Origin of the sequence: Segetibacter sp. 3557_3, assembly GCF_004354985.1 — a bacterium.
Taxonomy (GTDB): Bacteria; Bacteroidota; Bacteroidia; order Chitinophagales; family Chitinophagaceae; genus Segetibacter.
The window spans coordinates 18,214-41,687 of record NZ_SMSK01000027.1; the positions used below are offsets into that span (position 1 = coordinate 18,214).

General features: G+C 43.4%; 20 protein-coding genes. 2 read left to right on the forward strand and 18 right to left on the reverse strand.

What is annotated here, in order from left to right; all coding sequences use genetic code 11:
• Window positions 1-77: 77 nt before the first annotated feature.
• Window positions 78-1,496: a tetratricopeptide repeat protein gene (locus EXU57_RS23855; protein ID WP_133270786.1), complete on the reverse strand. Its 1,419-nt coding sequence runs from the start codon at window positions 1,494-1,496 to the stop codon at window positions 78-80.
• A 172-nt stretch (window positions 1,497-1,668) separates the two neighbouring features.
• Here EXU57_RS23855 and EXU57_RS23860 point away from each other — a divergent pair, with 172 nt between their 5' ends.
• Window positions 1,669-1,992 carry a hypothetical protein gene (locus EXU57_RS23860; protein ID WP_165958276.1) on the forward strand — a complete coding sequence of 108 codons (324 nt, stop codon included), beginning with the start codon at window positions 1,669-1,671 and terminating at the stop codon, window positions 1,990-1,992.
• On the opposite strand, the gene EXU57_RS23865 is transcribed toward EXU57_RS23860, so the two are convergent.
• Together EXU57_RS23865 and yidC are read right to left on the reverse strand one after the other, a co-directional pair.
• The gene (locus tag EXU57_RS23865; RefSeq protein WP_133270788.1) at window positions 1,989-2,618 is read right to left on the reverse strand and encodes a DUF4412 domain-containing protein; all 630 of its coding nucleotides are present in this window, start codon (window positions 2,616-2,618) and stop codon (window positions 1,989-1,991) included. The genes EXU57_RS23860 and EXU57_RS23865 overlap by 4 nt on opposite strands.
• A gap of 73 nt (window positions 2,619-2,691) precedes the next feature.
• Window positions 2,692-4,545 carry a membrane protein insertase YidC gene (gene yidC, locus EXU57_RS23870; RefSeq protein ID WP_133270789.1) on the reverse strand — a complete coding sequence of 618 codons (1,854 nt, stop codon included), beginning with the start codon at window positions 4,543-4,545 and terminating at the stop codon, window positions 2,692-2,694.
• Window positions 4,546-4,792: 247 nt separating this feature from the next.
• On the opposite strand from yidC, the gene EXU57_RS23875 reads away from it, so the two are divergent.
• Complete coding sequence (locus EXU57_RS23875) at window positions 4,793-5,992, forward strand: DUF4407 domain-containing protein (protein ID WP_133270790.1); 1,200 nt, start codon at window positions 4,793-4,795, stop codon at window positions 5,990-5,992.
• A 97-nt stretch (window positions 5,993-6,089) separates the two neighbouring features.
• Here EXU57_RS23875 and EXU57_RS23880 read toward each other — a convergent pair whose 3' ends face one another.
• The 15 genes from EXU57_RS23880 to EXU57_RS23950 all read right to left on the reverse strand — a co-directional run bounded on the left by EXU57_RS23880 (window position 6,090) and on the right by EXU57_RS23950 (window position 23,276).
• Entirely contained in the window at window positions 6,090-7,739 is a 1,650-nt protein-coding gene (locus EXU57_RS23880) for a CTP synthase (protein WP_133270791.1), read from the reverse strand.
• Between the two features lie 388 nt (window positions 7,740-8,127).
• The gene (gene proC / locus EXU57_RS23885) at window positions 8,128-8,919 is read right to left on the reverse strand and encodes a pyrroline-5-carboxylate reductase (RefSeq protein WP_165958278.1); all 792 of its coding nucleotides are present in this window, start codon (window positions 8,917-8,919) and stop codon (window positions 8,128-8,130) included.
• A gap of 32 nt (window positions 8,920-8,951) precedes the next feature.
• Entirely contained in the window at window positions 8,952-10,094 is a 1,143-nt protein-coding gene (locus EXU57_RS23890) for an ADP-glyceromanno-heptose 6-epimerase (protein WP_133270793.1), read from the reverse strand.
• 143 nt (window positions 10,095-10,237) lie between these two features.
• On the reverse strand, window positions 10,238-12,451 hold the full coding sequence (purL, locus tag EXU57_RS23895; protein WP_133270794.1) for a phosphoribosylformylglycinamidine synthase subunit PurL: 2,214 nt from the start codon (window positions 12,449-12,451) through the stop codon (window positions 10,238-10,240).
• 273 nt (window positions 12,452-12,724) lie between these two features.
• A complete protein-coding gene (locus EXU57_RS23900) occupies window positions 12,725-14,932 on the reverse strand; it encodes an N-acetylmuramoyl-L-alanine amidase (protein WP_133270795.1) in 2,208 nt (735 codons plus the stop codon).
• A gap of 6 nt (window positions 14,933-14,938) precedes the next feature.
• Window positions 14,939-15,301, reverse strand: a complete 363-nt coding sequence (locus tag EXU57_RS23905) for a BlaI/MecI/CopY family transcriptional regulator (RefSeq protein ID WP_133270796.1) — start codon at window positions 15,299-15,301, stop codon at window positions 14,939-14,941.
• A gap of 377 nt (window positions 15,302-15,678) precedes the next feature.
• Complete coding sequence (locus tag EXU57_RS23910) at window positions 15,679-16,335, reverse strand: CoA transferase subunit B (RefSeq protein WP_133270797.1); 657 nt, start codon at window positions 16,333-16,335, stop codon at window positions 15,679-15,681.
• A 2-nt stretch (window positions 16,336-16,337) separates the two neighbouring features.
• Window positions 16,338-17,084, reverse strand: a complete 747-nt coding sequence (locus tag EXU57_RS23915) for a hypothetical protein (RefSeq protein WP_133270798.1) — start codon at window positions 17,082-17,084, stop codon at window positions 16,338-16,340.
• A gap of 13 nt (window positions 17,085-17,097) precedes the next feature.
• A complete protein-coding gene (locus EXU57_RS23920) occupies window positions 17,098-17,793 on the reverse strand; it encodes a CoA transferase subunit A (protein WP_133270799.1) in 696 nt (231 codons plus the stop codon).
• Between the two features lie 14 nt (window positions 17,794-17,807).
• Window positions 17,808-18,173, reverse strand: coding sequence for a DUF4296 domain-containing protein (locus EXU57_RS23925; RefSeq protein WP_133270800.1), 366 nt, complete (start codon window positions 18,171-18,173; stop codon window positions 17,808-17,810).
• Window positions 18,170-19,090 (reverse strand): DUF4835 family protein, encoded by a 921-nt coding sequence (locus EXU57_RS23930; RefSeq protein WP_133270801.1) that lies wholly within the window; start codon window positions 19,088-19,090, stop codon window positions 18,170-18,172. Before EXU57_RS23930 ends, EXU57_RS23925 begins: the two co-directional genes overlap by 4 nt.
• A complete protein-coding gene (coaBC, locus tag EXU57_RS23935) occupies window positions 19,077-20,279 on the reverse strand; it encodes a bifunctional phosphopantothenoylcysteine decarboxylase/phosphopantothenate--cysteine ligase CoaBC (protein WP_133270802.1) in 1,203 nt (400 codons plus the stop codon). Before coaBC ends, EXU57_RS23930 begins: the two co-directional genes overlap by 14 nt.
• A 66-nt stretch (window positions 20,280-20,345) precedes the next feature.
• Window positions 20,346-20,687 (reverse strand): DNA-directed RNA polymerase subunit omega, encoded by a 342-nt coding sequence (locus tag EXU57_RS23940; protein ID WP_133270803.1) that lies wholly within the window; start codon window positions 20,685-20,687, stop codon window positions 20,346-20,348.
• Window positions 20,684-21,478, reverse strand: coding sequence for an outer membrane protein assembly factor BamD (locus EXU57_RS23945; protein WP_133270804.1), 795 nt, complete (start codon window positions 21,476-21,478; stop codon window positions 20,684-20,686). The genes EXU57_RS23940 and EXU57_RS23945 overlap by 4 nt, the downstream gene beginning before the upstream one ends.
• A 160-nt stretch (window positions 21,479-21,638) precedes the next feature.
• Window positions 21,639-23,276, reverse strand: coding sequence for an OmpA family protein (locus EXU57_RS23950; protein ID WP_133270805.1), 1,638 nt, complete (start codon window positions 23,274-23,276; stop codon window positions 21,639-21,641).
• Window positions 23,277-23,474 lie beyond the last annotated feature (198 nt).

A 23,474-nucleotide genomic window follows, 5' to 3' on the forward strand; every position in this document is an offset into this window, starting at 1 on the left:
TAAGTCAAAAGGATAACGCATCAAAACCATTCAGCCTTGACGGTAGCTCAAAGAAACTCCCACCAAAATCAAGGCTCCTACTTTCTTGTTTTTTTGTAGCGCCCAACAAGTTCTACAACAGAGGTATTTTGTAGAATGGCGGGATTTAAAGCAATAAATTTTTTTAATTGTCGTGGCGATTGTGACAATGCTTCTTCAAGTTGAAGCATAGCTTCTTTGTGCTTTTTAAGCGCAAATAGGGCTGCACTCATATAGAAATAAAATAGGGTTTTACCCTCTGTAGCTTTTAAGGCGGCAATACATTGCTCCCTTGCTTCGTCGTAAAAACCGGCTTTGTACAGGCATCTGATTAGTGCTTCCCAACCCGCTACACTCTTGGGCCGCGAGCGAACAACATTCCCAAAGTACTGGATTGCCTCCTTAAACTGGTTCAACTGCATCCGGCACTCGCCCATGGCAAGGTTGTACTCAGGCAATGTCCGGTGAATACGCATCGCACTCTCCAGCTGTTTGATTGCACTATCCCATTGTTCCTCGTTAATATAGGTAAGCGCCATCTTGTAATACAACTTGCTATCTTCAGGATTCAGGTGTGAAGCTTTACGATAGTTAAAGCGAGCCTGCGCGAAATTTCCAATTTTGTGGTAACAATGTCCAATCGCTTCGTAAATCACATCTTCTGGCCGTGATAATTCAAGCACTTTCTCCAAAACCTCAATCGCTTCCTTAAACTTCCGCATACGCAGGTAAGCATCACCCATGTTCCGGTATGCATAGTCAAACTTCTCATCTATGGTTACGGCGTACAAGTAGGCATCAATTGCTTTTTCATACAATTTCAAGCCCTGGTAAGCGGCTCCAAGGTTAAACCAGGCAAGTTCATTGTAGGGAAACTCATCTATGATATTATGATGCAGCTGTATACTTTCCTCGTTTCTCCCGGTGAAATCGGTCCAGAAGCAAATCTTGTAGAGTGCTTCTTCATTGTTTGGCTCCTCTTCAAGAATGAGCTTCAGGCAGTCGAATACTTTATCGAACTCTTCATAGTCATCGTATACGTCGGCCAGTTCAAACAGCAATTCAATGCGCTCCTCCCCGTCGAATTGCAGGAGTGCTTCCTCAAGCAACTGAACTGCTTTCAATTGCTGATCCAACGCCAGGTAGGCGTCGGTTTTTAATATGAACAGATTGATGTCGTTGCTGTCAAATAGTTCTGCCTTTTCCAGAATATCCAGGGCGTCGTTATATTTCCTGGCAGCCAACAGAAGGTCTGCCTTTTTAATCATAAGAACCGATGAAAATGGAAACTGTTCAATTCCGATATCTGCAGCTTCCATGGCTTTTGATAATTCATCTTTCTCGTCGAAGTAGTCGATGATCCTTTCAAATGCATCTTCTTCCAGGAATGAATGATTTCTACCAACCTTTAAATTCTCATACTGTTGCAGCAATTCCCTCATCTCCTCACGGTCTTCTTGATATGAATTGTCTCTCATTTGGTGGATTGTTTTTGAAAGGTAGGCTTCTAAAATAAAAAAATCTAAATTTCAAGTAACTTTTTTGCCTTGTTTACGTTATAATAATAGAACAAAAACTTGTTAAAGAATATTTGTTAACTTAACTTTGTGGACGATGATCAAAGGTATTTCCATAGCAAAACGTAAATTGATGATAGCACTGGTTTTTATCTGTGCTACAGAGATTTCTATGGGCTCTTTTACCGGGTCTACAGATGAAAACTCAAGGAACAAGTATTCCTTAAAGAACTTCAACAAAAACTTCTACAAGAAAGCTTCCCCCTATTCTTTACATGCCGGTTTTGAGTATAAAGGCACCCAGATTATTTCTCAACAATCTACCCCTGAAGGCGTTACGCTTAACTCTGTGATGCGTTTCGAAAAAGGTAACACCACTTACATTTATCCGTATAAACATAAAGTAAGTGTTCCTAAGTTTAAGGCTCCGGTTCCCCCTTCATTTACTACTCATTAAAGTATCCGATACCCGCTTTGCGGAATATCAAACCTGGCACTCTGAACAGGAACAATTGATATTCTTGTTGCAGCGTATTTTATAGTTGATTTGCCGTTTTCAGCCTGCGTTTCATATTCCAGCGCAAAACCAGGAAGGTTTCTAAACTGGTATTCCCATTCTTTGTTCGACGGTACAATAGCAGTTGTATAATATATCGAATATGTTGACCCATCCTTTAGCTTTGCTTCTGCTTTCTTGCAGTCATAGCCCAAAATCGTTTTCGACTCTCCTGTTGGGCTAAATGTGATTTCGTCATACTTCTGGTTCTGCTGGTGAACCTTTTCCTTGCTTAGGTAGCTCATGTACTTCGCATTGCCCAACTCACGCAAAATTACGGTCGTATCAGATCTGCTGTCCTTAAACGTCGATTGCGAAAACGAGGGGCTTTGAATATCCACCCTGATTTTTGAACCCTTAATGTAAACCGTTTTGGTAGTTCCTTCCATCGATTTTACCAGGTTCGGATCCGCCTTACTGTCGCTTACTGACAATTCGTAAACTACCGTGCACTCTGAAACAATTTTTTGCGCCCTAATACGGCCTGAACTTACCACTAAACAAATCAGGAAAATCCAAGATTTCATAGGAAATGATTTTGTTTGATCAATATCGCACGTGATAACCCTGCAGCTTAAGGGCAAACACGCACCAACAACCCTACTTTTTTTCTGTCCTCTGCTTTAATTCCTGAACCTTCTTCTGCGACTCCAGCATCTGCTCATACCGCTCCTGCCATTTGCTCTTCGTTTTCGGCTTCTTGCGGGCATCATCCATTTTAGCAAGTATCTTATCGTGGTTAATTACGTAGTTCTGAATAATGTATTGCAGGAGTAAGGTAATGATATTTGATACCGTGTAATACCATGTTAACGCCGACGGCAGCTTGTTGAAGATAAACAGGAGCACAAACGGAAATATATAAGGCATGTACTTTAACACCGGATTATTTTGGTCCGGTGTCATGTTCATATTATATATCGAAATCAGGAAACTGGTTACAACTGCGGTAATCGTAAACAGGCTGATGTGATCACCAAAGCCCAACGGAATGGTAAACGGCAGTGTAGCAATCACGTCGTACGACGATAAGTCTTTGGCCCAAAGGAAACTCTGCCCCCGCAACGATATTTCCGAGTTAAAAAAGCTATATAGGGCAAAGAATATCGGAATCTGTAAAAGCGCCGGAATACAGCCACCCAGCGGATTAACGCCAGCTTCTCTGAAGAGCTTCATTTGCTCTACAGCAAATCCTTGTTGATCATCACCAAACTTCTTTTTAAGTACATCCAGTTCAGGCCGTAAAACCTTCATTTTTGCTCCGCTCAGGTAACTGCTGTAAGTAAGCGGGGAAGTAACTAACCTGATAAATATGGTGAGTAGCGCAATCACCCACCCGTAGTTTTGGATAAAGCTTGCGAAAAAGTCGAATACCGGAATAATAATATAGCGGTTGATGTATTTTACAAAGGAGAAAACACCCGATCCAAGGTCGATGATGCTTTCCATTTGCATATCATACTTCTTTAATACATTAAATTCGTTTGGACCATAATACAGTTGAAAAGGGACGGTAGCAGTTGCACCAGCAGGAACCTGAACTTTCATATTTGCTGTTGCCTTCCCCACTACAAGGGAGGAGTCGGAAGGAACCGTTAATACAACTTCACCGGAAGTAAAGTTGTTTTTAGCAATTAATGCCGTATTAAAGAATTGTTGCTTAATGGAAAACCACTTAACAGGTCGATCGAAGTTTTTAGTTACCCCTTCAGCCGCCATTTCATAATCATAGCTATTATCTTCGAAGTAACAAAGGCGCGCCTGTTGCCTCTCGTATTTAATATCGCTTTGGTGCCTGCCGGCAAGTACCTGCCAGTTGAGGTTGATAGAGCTTTGGGATAACAACCGATCGGCACCATTCACCACAAGGTTCCAATCAATCATATAATCATTCTTGCGAATAACGTATTGATGGACAATGCTGTTTCCGTCAGCAGAGTTCACCGTAAATGAAACAACCTGGGTGCCGTCGGCGTTTTTGGTAACAGCAGAAGGCTTGAAGAACAAAGCGGAGGTGGGTGATGCCTGCGACGGAGAAGTATTGATATTGTAAGAAATATTATCAAACCCACTGCCGGCCATCACAACCAGGCCACTATCGTAAGATTTATATTTCTTCAGCTCAACGCTCTTAGGCTGGCCTCCTTTGCTGGTGAAGGTTACCCGCATGACGTCGTTATCAATAGTCGCAAACTGCTCTGTGCCAATAGCCGCATCCTGAAAGGTTCCTGCAGCACTTAAGCGTTGTACGGAGTCACGTCTAACAGAATCCAAACGGGCCGCTATCGTGTCAACAGGCTTAATCCTTGTGGCTTCAACCTTTGCTATAGAGTCAGTAACTCTTTTTTGCTCTTTTAGATATGCCTGTTGTGATGTACTTGTATACCAGAAATAACCCATCAATAAGATACCCATCAGCACAAAACCGATCACCGTGTTCTTGTCAGTATTCATAACCCGTTTTAAAATTAAGCCGCAAAGGTACGGATTTGCCCAATTGGTGTTGTTGGAAATGCCCTGATCTACAATGGCGGGTGTATCCATCACCCCACTGGTACCTAACACTGAATAAAGCGTTAAATTGGCTGGAAATACATTAACGGAAACACCATACCAATTATAAATTGTTACTTTAGGTCGATTGATGTAAACAAAAACGTTCCTCCTTCAACCACCATCGTTTACACTTCAAATCCTCTAAATGAGTGAAAAGCAGCTTTCGCTTTCTCAACGAGAAGCGTTTACCCCTTCGCGTTGGGACAAATTTCTTTGGTGGTTAAGTACAGCCGAAAAAGAACTATTACAAAACTGCGTTGTAGATCGAAACCGCTACCGCATTATTGGCTCAACAGTATTCGCAACATGGTCGTTTGCAACACTCGCCTGGACCTATTTCTGGAGCACCATTTCAGAAAATTGGATGGTGTCGATTGTTCTTGGGCTATTTATGGGGTTTATCATTCTTACGATTGACAGGGCCCTGATTAAAGGAATTAATAAGTTCAACAAAAATAAAGTTGCACCCCTCTTACTTAGAAGTGTTTTAGCGATTACACTGGGCACTTTCATGGCCCAACCTGCTGTTTTGTACATGTTTAATAGTGAAGTAAAACTTCAGGCATCGCTGGATAACGAAAAACGAAAGCGTGCCAAGCAACTTGAGTTAGACTCTCTATACACCCCGCGCAAGGCTGAATTAAATGCCAATCGAACAAACCTTCAAACACAACTAACAACAAAAAACAATGAGGTCATTGCCGCACGGCTGGCTTTTACGCAGGAAATCGATGGCACCGGTGGAAGCGGAAAAGTAGGCATACACAACATAGCGCTTGCGAAGAAAGCCGAGTACGAAAAGTTACAGCAGGAATATAATCAACTTGAAAGCAGGATTAGTCCACTGATCAAGGCTAATGACAGTAGCCTTGCTATAATACAGGCTGAGGTAAACAAGGAAAATGCGGTTTTTAGCGGCCTCTTAAATAACGGCTTTCTTACTAGGATAGAAGCCCTGAACAACTTAGTGAGCAAAAATACCGCGCTACAATCACGCTACTACCTGATTATCGTAATCCTTATGCTGGTTGAACTCATGCCGGTTCTGGCAAAAACGCTTCTTCCGGCAGGTACTTACGACGAAAAAGTCCGGTTAAGGGAAGAAATGGAAAAAGAGGTTGCGCAAAGCAGCCAGCTTAACGAAAAAGAACTGAACCAGCTTTACAACCAACTTGCGAAAGAAAACGATGAAGCATTCCTACGGCACTTTTTCGAGCAAACAAAATCGCAGCGCCGCGACAAGATGCAGAAGAAACTTGCAGAGTGGACAGCCGAGGAGTCGAAAACTTTTGACAACTTCTGGGAAAAAGTCAAGGAGGAAATGCTCACGAAACAGGAAAGCTAGTGCAGGTTTTGCTGATGTACTTACTACAGTTAAAGTGATTGCGACGCAACGATGTCTCCCCGGAGTTACCGGGGCTGGTATCCAAAAACTTGTTCAGCTAGATCATCTCGCTTTGCAGCAACGGGTTTTTTACCGAATAACGCATATCATTGTATTGTTTCGCAGCTGCAATAAAGTGCACAAACAAGGGAGCCGGCCTCTCAACTGTGCTCTTTAATTCCGGGTGGTATTGAACACCAATAAAAAACGGGTGATGGGGAAGCTCAACAATTTCAACCAGCCCTGTTTCGGGGTTAATCCCACTTGCTACAAATCCCGCCTGCTCAAATTGTTCGAGGAAGTCGTTGTTAAACTCAAACCTGTGCCGATGCCGCTCGGTAATTGAAAGATCACCATAGATACGATGGGCCAACGAACCCTCTTTTATTTCGCACGGGTACGCACCCAATCGCATTGTTCCACCCATCATCCGGATCTTTTTTTGTTCTTCCATCATATTGATCACCGGGTAGGGTGCCTTAGGATCCATTTCAGTGCTATGCGCATCTTTAAGATCCAGCACATTGCGGGCATATTCGATAACAGCCATTTGCATTCCCAGGCATATACCAAAAAACGGTAGCCCGTTTTCCCTTGCATATTGAACTGCGATAATCTTGCCTTCGATACCCCTGTGGCCGAAACCCGGAGCAACCAGCAAACCATCAAGAGAACCCAACTTTTCAGAAACGTTTTCTTCTGTTATAAACTCACTGTGCACGTTCACCACCTGAACTTTACACTCGTTCATTGCACCGGCATGAATAAAGCTTTCGAGAATGGATTTATAGGCATCCTGAAGTTCGATATACTTACCTATCAGACCGATTGTGACTTTACTCTTGGGATATTTTAATTTATCGAGAAAACCCTTCCACTTAGAAAGTTCAGGCTCCTGGTAGTTCGTGATGTTTAGCTTCTTGAGGCAAATCAGGTCAAGCTTTTCCCGCATCATCATCAACGGAACCTCGTAAATGGTTGATGCATCTGCAGCTTCAATTACAGCGTCGGGTTTTACATTACAGAATTGGGCGATCTTTCTCTTCAACTCATTATTCAGGGGCTCCTCTGTACGACAAACCAGTATATCTGGGTGCACCCCATTTTCACTCAAAAGCTTAACGCTGTGCTGGGTAGGCTTTGTTTTTAATTCTTTTGCAGCTTTTAGATAGGGAATTAAAGTAAGGTGAATTACCAGGCAGTCTTCTTCCGGCAACTCCCACTGTAACTGGCGCACGGCTTCAACAAACGGCAGGCTCTCAATATCACCAACGGTACCCCCAATTTCAGTCAGCACCACATCGTACTTGTCTTCTTTACCGAGCAAAAGCATCCGTCGCTTTATCTCGTCGGTGATGTGTGGGATAACCTGCACAGTCTTGCCCAGGAATGCGCCTTCACGCTCTTTATTAATGACGGTTTGGTAAATGCGACCGGTAGTAACATTATTAGCCTGCGAAGTGTAGATGTTCAGGAAACGCTCGTAGTGGCCAAGGTCAAGGTCAGTTTCCGCACCATCTTCGGTTACAAAACACTCACCATGTTCGTAGGGGTTTAGGGTTCCTGGGTCAACATTAATGTAAGGATCAAACTTTTGGATCGTTGCCCTAAGTCCCCGTGCCTGCAGAAGTTTTGCAAGCGAGGCAGCAATAATACCCTTACCTAAGCTGCTGGTTACGCCGCCTGTAACAAAAATATACTTTGCCATGATGAATGGTTAAAAGTTGAAAATATTTAATAGTCTTTTTTTGGTGACGAACATTGGTTGTTTATTCAACATCGTTGTGTCACTCACTTGTACGCCACAACCCATTGCAACAACAATTGCATAAGGCTCCAAAGCTTACACTTAATTTAGGGTATGAGAAGAAAAACTCACCCGGCAAACAATCATTTATGTGTTGATGGACCAAGGAGAAAGAAAACAAAGAAATTTCCAGAGGTCGTACAAACCTACAGGAAATATTTGGCTCAAAAAAAATTGGGTCCGATTATTAACGAAAGGTCTGCAAGCTGTGCATTATGCGCCAGGAAAGCTTGCCAGGCACTTTTCCTATCCAAAGTGGATCAACTATCTCGGTTTTGTCTTTATGGTGTTACTCGCCAATTTTTCTATAGCTCGCAACAATGCCTTTAATCAATGATGAGCTAAAGCCCATGTGTTCCATTTCGTTGAGTCCTGCAATTGTGCAGCCTTTTGGCGTAGTTACTTTATCAATTTCCTGTTCAGGATGGGTATGTCGTTGCAGCAAGAGTTCTGCGGCGCCCTTTACAGTCTGAGCCGCAATGAGCGACGCGGTATTTGCATCGAACCCGATTTCGATACCACCTTGTATGTTTGCCCTGATGTAGCGCATGGCAAATGCAGTACCGCAGGCACCCAGGACCGTTGAGGCGTCCATCAGCTTTTCTTCTATTGTTACAGAACGACCCAATTGATCAAACATTTCCCTGATATAATTTACCAGTTCAACATTTGCATTTGAATGACAGATACAAGTCATGCTCTGCCGAATGGCAATGGCCGTATTGGGCATGGCCCTGAAAATCGGTATGGTTTCCGGTATAAGTTCCTGTATTTCGCTGATCAGAACCCCTGTAACAACCGAAACCAGGCAATGTTTTCCCTGAACAAATTCGCTACTTATGTTTGCAACCACATCTTTAACCTGGAAAGGCTTAACTGCAAGTATAACCACATCGGCAAACCGCACGGCAGCGTTATTGTCGCTTGAAACAACTACCCCGCTATCCTGTAATGAACGAACAGTAGATACATTCCGTTTGGTAACCATTATATGCTCAGGTGCAGCAAAACCATTACTGATTAATCCCTCAGCGATGGCTGTTCCAAGGTTCCCCCCACCGATTATTGCTATTTTCTTCATAATCCCTGATTTTATTGCACTGCCTGCTTAGGTCAGTATCCAAGATTCCCGGACAAATAGTTCCTGACATAATCATCCACCCCTTCTTCCAATTGGTAAAACGGGTCAGTATAACCCGCCTGCCTTAGCTTGTGCATATTTGCTTCCGTGAAATACTGGTATTTGTCGCGAATGTCTTCCGGCATGTCAACAAACTCGATATTAGCAGTCATATCAAGACCACTGAAAGTTGCATTAACAAGGTCGACAAAGCTTCGCGCCTGACCTGTTCCCAGGTTATATATTCCCGAAGTAAGGCGGGTGTCACTATGGGCCACTTCGCCACCACCATCGTTCAAAAGTACCCGGTCATCCTTCAATCTTGACTCTTCCAGTTCCAACTGCCTGGGGTCGGGAATGGCTAAATCCTCGGTGGTTTTGATCATCCAGTAAATGACCTTGGTGACGTCTTTTACGTATACAAAGTCCCTGAGTTGTTCACCATCAAGGTAGCTAGCTTTATGACTCCTAAATAACTTCACGGAGCCCGATGACCTGATCTGGTTATAGGAATGAAAAATCACACTCGCCATCCTGGCCTTGTGATACTCGTTCGGGCCGTAAACATTGAAGAATTTGAGTCCCGCCCAAAACGGTGGTTGTTTGTTTTGCTTTATTGCCCACTTGTCGAACTCATTTTTACTAACTCCGTATGGGTTTAAAGGCTGCAACCGCTCAATAATTTCGTGACTATCGTCATACCCCAGCTCTCCAGACCCATATGTCGCCGCCGAGGACGCATATACGAGGGGCACATTTTTTCTTGTGCAGTACTCCCACACATTTTGCGAGTAGTCAACGTTCAGTTCCTGGTGAACCGCATAGTCAAACTCGGTCGTATCTGTACGGGCGCCGAGGTGAATGAAAAAATCTATTTTCGGGTCCTGGTCTTTTAACCAGTTGAATAGATTGTAGCGCTCAACAATCTGTATATATTTCTTTCCTTCCCAGTTTACCCGCTTTTCTTCAACGCCAAAATCATCAACAAGAACGAGGTTTTCATAACCTTGCTCATTCAAAAACTGCACAACGCAACTCCCGATAAAACCTGCAGCACCCGTTATTACGAGCCAGCCGGTCCCCGAATACCCCGGAGTTTTCTCCGAAGCAGAAAATAATTTGTCGAGCAGGTTCATAAGCTTTTGTATTTACAGGTTACACGCCTCAGGCACACTTGTGCAGCCCCTAACTCACCCAGAGGTACATTTCCGGATCAGTAAAACATCCCGGGAGAGCCGACAATCAGGGGTCTAGCATTTCCGACTGGCGGTACATGCTATTACATTCCTGTCATGTGCCTGGCGATTGCTGTATCGTATAACTCTTTCCATTCGGAGATGTGTCCCCAATATTCACCTTCCATATCAATGTTGCCTTCGGTTACGATACCCAGGTATTCAAAGGCGATCCCACTGTTTTTCAACTCGGAAAGCAGCGCTTCCGCGTTTTTGATGGTGCAGGAAACAACAACCCGGCTTTGCGACTCGCCAAACCAGTATGCATCATTCCTAACGTCCTGGGCAGTTTGCTGCACATCGAAACCAAGCTCACGATTGAAGCCGCTCTCCATCAAGGAAGTGATCAGTCCGCCTTCACTTACATCATGAACACTTTGCAGCAATTTTGCTTTAATCAGCTTCTTAATAAGCTGCTGCAAGGCGAATTCTTCCTCAAGATCAAAGTAAGGAGCAGGCGAAAATTCTTCTCCCACTATTTTGTGCAGGTACTCGGACGAATTAAGGTCATTCCGGCTACGACCAAGGAGGTATAATACATCACCGCCCTGTTTGAAATCCATCGTCATCCTATCCTCAAGATCTTCGATCAATCCAACCATACCGATGGTCGGGGTTGGGTAAACCGCACCATCGGGGTTTTGGTTATAGAAGCTAACGTTACCGCCGGTAACAGGTGTATCAAACTTTAAGCAGGCTTCGCCCATGCCCTTAATGGAATATACAAACTGGTAATAAACTTCCGGATCAAACGGATTTCCAAAGTTCAGGCAGTTGGTGATGCCCAGCGGTTCTCCCCCGCTACATACAATATTCCGCGCTGCCTCGGCAACGGCAATCATTGCCCCTTTATATGGATCCGCATAAACATACCGTCCGTTGCAATCTACCGTAATCGCCAATGCTTTACCGGTACCCTTAGCAAGTACTACAGAAGCATCACTTGGGGCATTGGTACTTAGATTAGCGGCTCCAACCATGCTGTCGTATTGGGTATAGATCCAACGTTTGCTTGCAATATTTGGAACCTGGATGAGTTCACGGGCAAGTTGTTTAAGACTCTCCGGCTCGGGTATTGTGTCGTGATCGAAAGCCTGGATTTTTATAAAATAAGCGGGCTCGCGGTATTCGCGATCATTTTGGGGAGCTCCGCCTCCTAAGACCAGGCTATCCGCGTTTAACTCTGCCTCAAGCTGCCCGTTCATAAAAAATTCAAGTTTTCCCGTGTCTGTAACTTCACCAATCTGGCTGCATGGAAGGTCCCACTTTTCAAAAATGTCAAGTACAGCCTGCTCCTTACCTTTTTCAATTACTACCAGCATCCGCTCCTGGCTTTCGCTTAGCAAAAGTTCCCACGCTTTCATGTTTGTCTGCCGGGTGGGTACATTTTCCAGGCGGATGATCATTCCCACTTTTCCTTTCGCACTCATTTCACTTGTCGAGCAAATGATGCCCGCTGCTCCCATGTCTTGCATACCCACGACTGCTCCGGTAGTTATAATCTCCAGGCAGGCCTCTAACAACTTCTTTTCCTGAAAAGGGTCACCAACCTGCACCGCTGGCAATTCCTCTACGCTGTCTGCTGTAATATCTGCCGACGCGAATGAGGCGCCACCCATCCCGTCTTTGCCTGTTGCACTACCCACTATGAAAACGGGATTACCAACCCCTTCAGCAGTAGCACTTATGGTTTCACCGTTGCGCACAATGCCAACACTCATGGCATTAACAAGCGGGTTGGTATGATAACGATCTTCAAAATAAGCTTCTCCACCAACAGTAGGAACACCAAAACAATTGCCGTAATGTCCGATGCCATGAACAACACCTGCAACAAGGTGTTGGGTTTTGGCTTCGCTAAGATTACCAAAGCGCAAGCTATTTAGTGCCGCAATTGGCCTGGCTCCCATGGTAAAAATATCACGATGAATACCACCGACTCCAGTAGCAGCACCCTGGAAGGGCTCAATTGCACTTGGGTGATTATGGCTTTCAATTTTGAAAACCACACCAAAGCCATCGCCAATGTCCATCAAACCCGCATTTTCCTCCCCAGCCTTTACCAACATCTTTTTTCCTTCACGTGGAAGGGTTTTCAACCACTTAATAGAATTTTTGTAGCTGCAGTGTTCACTCCACATTACACTGTATGCACATAGTTCTGTAAAGTTGGGGTTCCGGCCCATAATCTGCTTGATTTGTTCGTATTCATCAGCAGTGAGTCGAAGCTGCTGTGCGGTCTGTACATTTACTTCCATAAGGCTGCGAAGTTAAGAAAGTGATCCAAGTACCCTATTGAACTTTTGATAGATTGTGTGCAGTTTTTGTAAACACAAACCCCTGACGATTAATCAGGGGTTTAGATGGTATTCTTTCGATAAGGTCTGCCGGGGCCTTGTACCTACATCCCGTAGGTATTACTCAGGCATCAGCAACTGTGTTGATGTTCCGGAATTACTACCCGGTCTGCAGGAAATAACATGGTGCCGCAGCTGCCCCCACTTTTGTTGACCAAAGGGACTGCCACTTAATCAGGAATGTCTGGCTGTATTTTTAAATGTAATTTGTTGAATCACCTGCACAGGAACACTTCTTCCATTTTGCATACCGGGTTTCCAGGTTCCGGAATTTTTTAGCAATCTTATTGCTTCTTCCTCCAGGCCAAAACCTTTATCGCTAACCTTCTTAAAATTACTGAGCTTACCATCGGTATCTACAACAAATTGAATTGACACAGCTCCTTCGATATTGTTCTTTATCGCTTCTGCCGGATACTGAAGATTGCTTTCAACATAATTTGCAAAAGCTATCATCCCCGCTTCATAATAAGGTGGGTTTTCAACACGGGTAAAAATTTTGTCAAATTGCTTTTCCTGCTCACCATTAACGCTGGTTTCGTTTTTCAGCTTTGTAGACACGATAATTACACCATTACGTGCTTTGGCGCCGTAAATGTCCAGTGCGGTCTTATCCTTAATTATATCAATTCGTTTTATATCCTCAGGATTAATTTCATTCAGAGAAAAGACTTTCGGGTCCTTCTCCACCCCATCCAGGATAACCAGTGGTTGCTCTGACATAACAAAACCGTTATTTTTAACGCGTATAATTGTGTCCCGCTTTTGAGCATCACGGGGTATGGTGTCTTTGTTACGTTCACGCTTATATGCAACTCTTACCTCTCCTGTTCCGGTTTCGTTTATACTATCATCGACATGTTCCCTTTCACCTGAAACCGTTCTTACTCCTTTCTCAATCATTGAGAAGTACGTCTCTATACTGTTCGCTATCAGCCCGGCATATCTTGCCGCCTGGTCTTGCATCATCTTCATATCTGACGGGTTGGTGATGTACCCACATTCCAGCAAGATCGATGGGCAAACTTCCTGGTTGTCGAGAACATAGATGCCCGTTTGTTTTTGGGTAAGCGGAGTTTTGCTTTGCAGAAGTGGCTGGAGGTGTTGTGACAACAATGATCCGAATAAACGGCTGGAAGTAGTATGCTTGTTGGACTTTTTAGCAAGCACAATTTCAGCCCCTGTTTTTTGATCCGTCTTGATCTTACCAGTTGTATTGGTTGCATTCGCATGTATCGAGATAAAGAGATTTGCACCTGAAGACGAAAGTAGTTGCACCCTTTCCTGGGGTGTAAGAAATTGATCCTGATTGCGGGTCAGCACAACCTGTATATTTTGATTTCTCAACTCCTCTGCAAGCATCCTGCTTATCGTTAGTACGATTTCTTTTTCTTTTACTTCATTTACACCCATGGCACCATTATCCTTACCTCCATGGCCGGGATCAAGAACGACGGTGTATTTCTGCATTAAAGGAGTCTGCCCGAGATTGTTTGTTTGCTGCTTCATTTTAAATGCAAACAAAAATAAGATTGCACCTAAAACAGGTAGAATGGATAACCTTCTCAAATAAGAGAAACGCGGATTACGGGAATTGGTAAGCATAAGAAGACGGCGTTTGATGGGTGAATAGAAGAAGTTGTTGGTAATGGAAAAATTGTGGCTGGGGTAAGTGGCTTTCAGCAACATTGCTGAAAATGCAGTAGTGTCTCCGTCGGATATTGCCTTGTTGTCGGCAATAAATTCATGGATCATACGTAACTCGCGATTGATGATCCACAACATTGGGTTAAACCAGCCGACGACCAGGTTGAAATTCAGGAAAAGCCTGTCGTAGCTATGTTTTTCCCGTACATGAGCTAACTCGTGCCGAAGGATCTTAGCGCCTTCGGAGCTGTTGAGCGGAATATCCTCATGCCAGAAAACATAATTAAAAACGGAAAAAGGCGCTTGCCTGTGTCGGCAAAAAACAACCATGATACCATTCATTTTAGTAGAATAATTTTGCCGCGAAAGCTGGTACAACCTAACGGAAGCTATCAGCAACCTTACCAACAGAAATACGGAAACAAGGAGTACGCAAGTGCCAAGAAGAAGCTCCCAGTTCCAAGCGTACCGATTTCCAACCGTTGATTGTTCTTCAACAAATCGATCTGTACTTGCGACTATGGAAAGTAGATTTACCACAGCCGGTTGCGCGTCGGCCGTTGTTAAAAAGTCGAACTTAAATAATGGAATTAACCAGGATGCAAATACAGTCGATAAAAGGTAAAATCGATTGTATTGGTGAAATTGACGGTTGCGCAATGCCAGGAAATAGTAACTATAAAGAAGCGCACTGCAAACCAACACTTTTGCGAAATAGTATACGACAGGCAGCATAGAAAATTATTTTTGAGCTTTTTTCAATTCTTTTAGGAGGAGTTCAAGGTCCTTTACATCAAGACCTTTCTTTTCTACCATAAAAGAGACTACGTTGGTAAAAGAGCCTTCGAAATACCCTTCAACCAGGTTGTTGATGGAACTCCTGGAGTAATCAGCTTTTTGAATTAACGCATGGTATTGATTATTGCGTCCAAAAGTTTCGGTACCCACGAAACCCTTCTCCCCCAAAATCTTTAGAATTGTTGCAACAGTATTTGAATGCGGCTTTGGCTCCGACATTTCATCTATGATGTCTTTTAAAAAGCCCCGTTCAATTTTCCAGAGAGCTTTCATCACTTGCTCCTCGGCTTTTGTTAGTGGTTTCATTTTTCCTTATTTGCCATAAAACTATAACTAATAATTTAGTTTACAAACTATTTTTTTAGTTAAGTTAAAACATTGTGGCCCGCCGAGTAAAGGCTTTTCCTGGAGGTTGTCAACGAGTGCTGCTGCCCCGTTTCGTATAGTTATACATCATGCTCGGCAGGTGGCAGGTGTATACATGGAGTGAATAAATGATAGAAAAGAACCCTGGGGCAGGACAACCGGCTAGAAGGAGAAGTTCATTTGAAGAATTAACAAAGCACAGTTCGCATGAGCTAAAGCAGAATTTGAATACCATTCATGCAGGAGTCGATAGATGGGCGACAGAGCTAAGGGGTGATGTGCATCAATCCTCGTAGCCTTTTATACCGAAGTAGAGGCTAAACATTCATTTCCGGTACAAAAGCTGGCACAGTTAAACGACCAAGCGTTTTTGCCCGGATCTCTTCCACCGAAATGCCGGGAGCGCGTTCAAGTAATAGAAATCCTTCGGGTGTAACATCAATTACCGCCAATTCAGTAACTATTTTCTTCACACATCCTACTCCTGTCAGCGGAAGCGTGCAAGCTGGCAAGAGTTTGCTTTCACCTTTAGGATTTGTGTGTTGCATGGCAACAATTATATTTTTTGCACTGGCAACAAGGTCCATTGCGCCACCCATACCTTTTACCATTTTCCCCGGTATCTTCCAGTTGGCTATATCACCGCTTTCACTTACTTCCATCGCACCAAGGACAGTAAGATCAACTTTGCCTGCCCTGATCATACCAAAGCTTTCAGCACTATCGAAAAATGCACCTCCTGGAATTACAGTAACTGTTTCTTTTCCTGCGTTAATCAGGTCTGCATCAATGTCACTTTCAGCCGGGTAAGGCCCCATGCCGAGAATACCATTTTCGCTCTGGAATATCACCGTCATGCCCGATGGAATATAATTGCTTACAAGTGTCGGTATTCCAATACCAAGATTGACATACATGCCATCTCTCAGCTCCTGTGCAATTCTACGGGCGATACCAAATTTATCTAACGGCATAGTTACTGGTTTAGTAATTCAAATATCTCAGGACGCTTCGACAGTGCCACAAATTTTTTGTCGAGTGTAGATGCCATTGGCCGGTTGAGTTCCGCGATAAAGGCCAGATTTGTTTTAACCAGGGTTTTAATCTTGTTGACGCCTTCCTGATCAAGGCCACTTTGGATAAAGGCATTTTCATGACCATTGGCCTTATCCAATTCAAGATCATCGGCATCGTCAAGTAACAGTAGAGTGCTGATAAGTGCAAACCAACACTTAAGTACGTAGAATTCAAGTTCGTCTTGAATTGGTAAAACTACCAGAGAGAATAAAAAGAGATCACCACGATGTAATGCTTTAAAGGGTAACGAAAGCGATTTGAACCGGTTGTTTGTCCCATCACGTACAAAGTCAACAATATCTGCTAAGAAGCCTTCATCTGTTGCTTTTTGACTTACAAAATCCGTAGCAAGAACAACTGCCTCCTGCGGTGATATCTCCCCGATTTCCTCGCGGGCACTTATGTGACCGATGTGTTCCATAGCCGCCACGTAGTCTTCAGAAAGCAGGTGTTCTCTAGGAATGCCCGATTTATAGAGGAGGTCAACGATTAGTGGAATAAACAGCCAGCCAATTTCTGGTCTCAGGTACATCAACTTATCTTTCCAATAAAGATTGTTTGCTGGTGGTTGCCGGTCTGTGAAAAACTTTGCTATAGTATCATCAACACCATAGTTAATCGCGAGAAAGTTTGCACTTACAAACATGTGATTGGTGCTGTTAGATTAATTGAATTGTTCTTCTTTCTATTCGCTTTTCATAGGTGGTACCCTTGAAAATACGGTGCACATATATACCTGGCACATGAATGCTATCCGGGTCCAGTTCTCCCGGTGCGACCAGGTGTTCTACCTCAGCTATAGTAACGCTGCCGGCTCTTGCCATCGAGCTTGAGAAATTTCGGGTTGTTTTTCTAAATACAAGATTGCCCATGCTGTCTCCTTTCCACGCTTTAACCAGCGCAAAGTCGGCGTGCAACGCAAGTTCCATAAGGTGCATTTTACCATTGAATTCCCGAACTTCTTTTCCGGCAGCCACCTCCGTACCATAGCCAGCAGGTGTAAAGAAGGCAGGAATACCCATCCCGGCCATCTGGATTCTTGTAGCCAATGTTCCCTGAGGAATCAGGTCGACCTCCAGCTCTCCACTAAGTAGTTGTCTTTCGAATTCGGCATTTTCTCCCACATAACTGCTCATCATCTTCTTAACCTGCCGAGTTTGAAGAAGTGAGCCTAATCCAAACCCATCAATACCGGCATTATTCGAAATGCAGGTCAATTCCTTCACTCCTTTTCGTTGTAGTGCAGCAATGCTGTTTTCCGGAATACCGCAAAGTCCAAAACCGCCAACCATAAGGGTAGCCCCATTTTGGACATCATGGATTGCCTCATCTGCATTTTCGAAAACCTTATTCATATGGATCAGGTTTGTTATTGAATTGTCTTTGCAGGCCTGGTGCTGTCGGATGGACGATGTTGAGCAGCCCAATTTGCCAGAGAATCAAACATTACTTTATGTTTATCCGGATGCTCCTGGTAATATTGGTAGCTTTTAAAAAACTCATCTCTGGAAATTTTGTGAACTAGGAATACATGTTCATACATCCTGATGGTTTCTTGTTTACGGTTAAAGCTGGTATCCTTAAAAACGTAGCTGGTAACGTATTCATCGGCACGGAGCAGATCGAACACAATTTTCTTCATTTGATTGGGGGGAAGGACGTCGTCAGGAACAGAAGACTGCGAATTACACGAAGACAAAAAGAGGCTCGCAGCTACAAGCACAATACGGATCATTTTATCTCCTCTTTGTATTTAGCAGCATTCGCAACGTCAAGCTTCTGAAGAATGTCAATTGCTCTAACCTTCTCTTGTGGGGAGGCTTTTTTAAAGATCTTTATCAGTTCCTGGGATTTCCCCTGCATGAAAAACTGCACGATCATCGTGTTCGGATTTTCCTGGTTCATCGCCTGCAGTCGATTTATAGCCTCAAGGATTTGCGTTCTTGCATTTTGTTCATTCTCATACATCTGATCAAGACCTGAGCGATAGTAAGTATATATAACGTCGTGAACTATGTTGTAACGCGAGTTCATCATGTTTTCGGTAAGCCAATACCGGTTTCGCCTGCCATCAAAAGCCTTCCAACCAGTGATTTCGCGGCTTTCAGGAGCGTTGTTGACAATGTTCTGGGCCCGTTGAAAAAAAGCGTCCCCACCTTTAGAAGCAAATGAGTCATAGTCGAGCCCCAGCATTACGTACACATAATACGCGATCGTAGCCGTAAGGTTGCTGGCAAGTGCATCACTCCCCTGTACCCGGCTTTCGTTGAATTCAACCGGCTGGTATTCGACGTATCTAAACGCAAGATCTGCATCCTGGAAGTTTATTAAAGCGGTTTGATAAGAGGAATTATAAACCGGGCGTGCAGCTTGGATGGTTAAAGACGCGGTGTACACATTGCTTTCAACGACCTTATCGATGTTTAGCAAAAAACTACACTCGACTTTTTCCTGCGACTGGAAGGCGTCTGATGTCCATTTTCTGTTATTGATGAAGTTGGTCAATTGGGTTTGTAATGTCTGGAAGATTTTCTTATCAACCGACGTTCCTACCCGTGTCGAAACCACGGTAACCTTTGCCTGAACTTCCTGGCCTTTTACCCCCGCACACAAGGCAAGAAAAAGCGTGAGGAAAATGCTATTTTTTATCATGAAGCTTCTGTATGATGATGTCAACAATATCTTTTGCAACAGCAGACTTGGATTTAGATGGAAAAAGCCATTCATTACCCTGACGATCAAAAATAATTACTTTGTTTGTGTCTTTCCCGAAACCCGCATCAGCGTCGCGGAGGGAATTTAAAACAATCAGGTCAGCATTCTTGTTCTTTAACTTTTCAATCGCGTGAACCCTTTCATTTTCGGTTTCCAATGCAAAACCCGCGAGGAATTGATTTTCATTTTTGATTTCGCCAAAATGCTTTAAAATATCCTTTGTTTTGGTTAGCTCTAAAGAGATAGTGCCCGACTCTTTTTTAATCTTTTGAGTTTCCTGATTTAGGGGTCGATAGTCAGCAACAGCAGCAGCCATAACGATAATATCTGAGGTTGAAAAGATTGAAAGGCAGCTGTCAAACATTTCCGAAGCGGATACTACATTGGACACTTTAATGCCACGATACTTTGTGTGCTCCGATGTTGGTCCGCAAACCACCTGCACGTTTGCGCCTGCAGCAAAGAATTGCTCAGCAAGGGCAAAACCCATTTTTCCACTCGAATGGTTACCAATAAATCTCACGGGATCAATAGCCTCATAGGTGGGGCCTGCAGAAATCAACACCGATTTACCAGCTAATTGAGACTCCCGGAAGTAAGTTTCTTCCAGGTAGGTTAGAATATCATCCGGCTCCGACATCCGGCCTTCTCCGTAGAGCCCGCTTGCAAGTTCGCCATTGTTCACCGGAATAACGGCGTTGCCAAAATCCAGGATGGTTGCCAAATTCCGTCTTGTACTCGGATGATGCCACATATCTTCATCCATGGCAGGAGCAACGACTACCGGGCACGTGGCAGATAAATAAATCGCAAGCAGCAAATTATCGCAGAAACCTCCGGCCATCTTAGCCAGGGTATTGCAGCTAAGTGGAGCAATAAGCATTACGTCTGCCCACCGTCCGAGCATCACATGATTTGCCCACGTTTCGCCATCAGCAAGAACGCTGAGAACCTTATTTTTACTTAGTGTTGATAATGTCAGGACTGAAACGAAGTCTGCTGCGGCTGGAGTGATCACTACCCGAACTTCTGCACCAGCTTTTACAAGTAATCGCACCAATAAAATGGCTTTGTAAGCGGCAATGCTGCCGGTCACGCCCAGTAAGATTTTTTTTCCACGGATCATCGTTCCTAAAATAACAAAAAACGACAGTCCAAGAACTGCCGTTTTTCAATCTGTTAAGAAAAAGCGTTAGCTAAAAAGATCTGAGTCATTCTTGCGATAGTATATCTTATTATCCATAAACTCCTGGGTTGCCAGGATTGCAGGATTGGGCATTCTCTCGTAAGCTTTAGAAATCTCTATCTGTTCTTTGTTCTCATGTATTTCCTCAAGACTATCTGTATGACTTGCAAATTCTTCAAGTTTGTTATGAAGTTCTTCTTTGAGAGCGATGTTTATCTGGTTTGCGCGCTTTGCAACAATAGCGATAGACTCATAGAGGTTACCGGTGAAATTTTTGATTTCAATAAGACTCTTTGTTTCTACAACACTACTTGTGTTTGCACTCATTTGCCTTCTTAACTTACTCATGGTTTGGTGGATTTTATATTATTTAAGGACTGAGCTCTGTAGGTATTCACCGCTTTCACCAGCTTACTTTCCGGGAAACGATCTACAAAGTCAATACATTCAGCAACTACCTTATCATAGCGCTCTGCCTGCTTCGACTCTACGCTCATATTTGCATATTGATAGTAAGATTTTATCACCATCAACTTGTATTCATCAGCGCTCTTTGAGTCGAGAAAATTGTCAATCAACGAAGCAAATGCAATAGCGGCTGCCTTATAGTATCCTAAATTGTAATACAACTCAGCATTCTTGTACTCCTTTACTTCCAGTTTTGCCCTGGAAACATCAATGATATCTGTAGCCTCTTTGATCTTTGCAGATCCTGGATGTGTGTTAATAAACGCTTGCATTTGACCCATCGCACGCATAGTGCTGGTCTGGTCTAAGTCGGGTTTTGGCGACTGCTTAAAGAAACAATAAGCCCGCATATAATCCCCTTCTTCTGCTTTGGCGCTATTCGGAAAGGTTTCAACAAACGTTTTAAACAGATTTTCGGCATTCATATAATCCCTCAGGTAGAATGCACAATAAGCATACTTAAAGTACAGGTCTTCAAACCGGGCCGTACCCTTAAATATCGGAAAGAGTTCTTCGTAAATGACCTGGGCATTGTTATACTTTTTAGCAGCATAATAACTCTCAGCCATCTTGTATTTATACTCGTAATCAGTGCTCTTCATTACTTTGGCGAACTTGGAAGCACAAGAAGAGAGAACAACGACTAGAAAAATGATTAGGTACCTGTTCATAAAGGGATCGCAAAATTAGGCAATTAGCACCAAATTATAGCTGTAATCCCATAATCATTCAAAGTATGTAGTTAATTATATATTAAAGAGCCCTTTCGAGTAGGTCATAACAAAAAGACCTCCCAATTTGGGAGGTCTTTTGTTATTAAAGTTTTATCAACTATCCTCTTTTCAAGTTCGGATGTGGAGCAGGAACAGTGTTTGGTCCTTCTTCGTTAGTACCAATCAGGTCAACTGTATTGTTGTCGCCTTCAGTACCATAAGAGAAGATAAATCTGTCTTCAGAAATACCTTGTCTTTCAACCAGGTACCTGATTACTGCATTTACCCGATCCCAGCTCAGCTGCTGTGCACGCTTATCACTTGCACCGTAACCTGTAACCCGGATTTTACATGTAGGACTGCCTTTGATTTGAGCAGCTGCACCAGCTAAGATTGCCTGAGCATCCCTGCTAAGTGTAGCAGATCCTGAACGGAATTGGATGCTTGGTAAGCTACCTATTCCACAATCACCCATTCCACCTTTCCAGTTTGCCATTGAGTCTCTCAACTCTTTACAGCAGCTTGGCTCTGGGCAAGTACCGACACCATCAGCATCAACAGGGAAACATTTCTGAGAAGTCAACAGTTCTTTGTCTTTAAAATCAGGTACACCATCACCATCGCTATCTCTTGATACACCACGAGCATCAACCGGAGCACCTTGAGGAGTATTTGGCTCCATATCGAACTGATCTGTGATACCGTCACCATCAGCATCAGGTAATACCGGCGTAGGTATCTTCATGTGCTGAGGAGCGTTAAGTTCGTTAAATATGAAGTTGTTTGGATTAACCCACCACAAAGGCTGTACAGATCTTGTCCTGCTACCCATGTTGATGTTTATCCTAAGACTTGTAAATGACAGAAGATCGTTTGATTTACCGGCTGCTTTAGCATCCAGGTTGTCATCGAACAAATAAGTGAACTTCTGCTCAAGACCAATGTTTACTTTATCGCTTAATTTCCTGGCAATACCGCCACCTACGTTAACGGCATGTCTAAGAAGTTGATTGCTTTTCCAACGGCTGAAGTTGTTTCTGCTTCCGTTAAGAACGCCACCATTGCTTTCGTATTCAGTATCAGAATTACCATCATTAAGAATGTCTTTATAGTAAGTACGGATATCTTTCCTTTTCGCTGGAATGTTATTGATTTGCTGTTGAGTATACAAGCCACCTTGTGCGTTTCTTGCATTTACGTCAACATCTGCCGCTACAAAACTGTAACCACCTAATACATACAGAGAAGTTTTTGGATTTCCCCTGTAGAAACTTGTGTTGTTCAGCTCGGCAATCGCGTCTAACGAGGCCATGTGAATCTTGGTGCGGTAATTAGCAATGTAATTTCCTCCACCATAAGCCCCAAATGGATTTGGGAAGGTGTTACCTGGAATTAATGAAGCTGCGTTAGGCCTGTAATCCAACCCAAAATTGAAACCGCCCGTGTAAGCAGCTCTCAGAGAGAAGGTGTGTCCAAGCGACCTTCTAACTGATACGGTACCACCAAATCCCGGACGAGGTGATACATCACCGAGAATCATTGACAGACCGCCCCCGATACCTAGTTCCCATTGATCCCTTGGCTTAGCAGGGTACGGGTACTGGTTGTTCAGGAACTCACTGTGCTGAGGTAGCAGCTTTGTAGAAATTTTCGACGAATCCCTCCAATCATATCCCGCATCACTCCGCTGCCCGAAAGCTGCAGAAGACACCAGGCTGATCAACCCTAAAATTAATTTGTACTTGTTGCTTGCCATAGAAATTGTTATATTTTTTGTATTAGTAAATCTTTGTGTTAAAGTTAGTTGTTAAGAGTCGCTGCAAAAGTAGGCATTGCACATGAAATACCAAATTTTTACAATCTAATTTGCTTTTTAACAAAACACAAGCTTAAAAAACTATTCCAGCGAGGTTAAATCTTTCAGCATATAAAAGCAAGCGTATAAGCCTGTTTT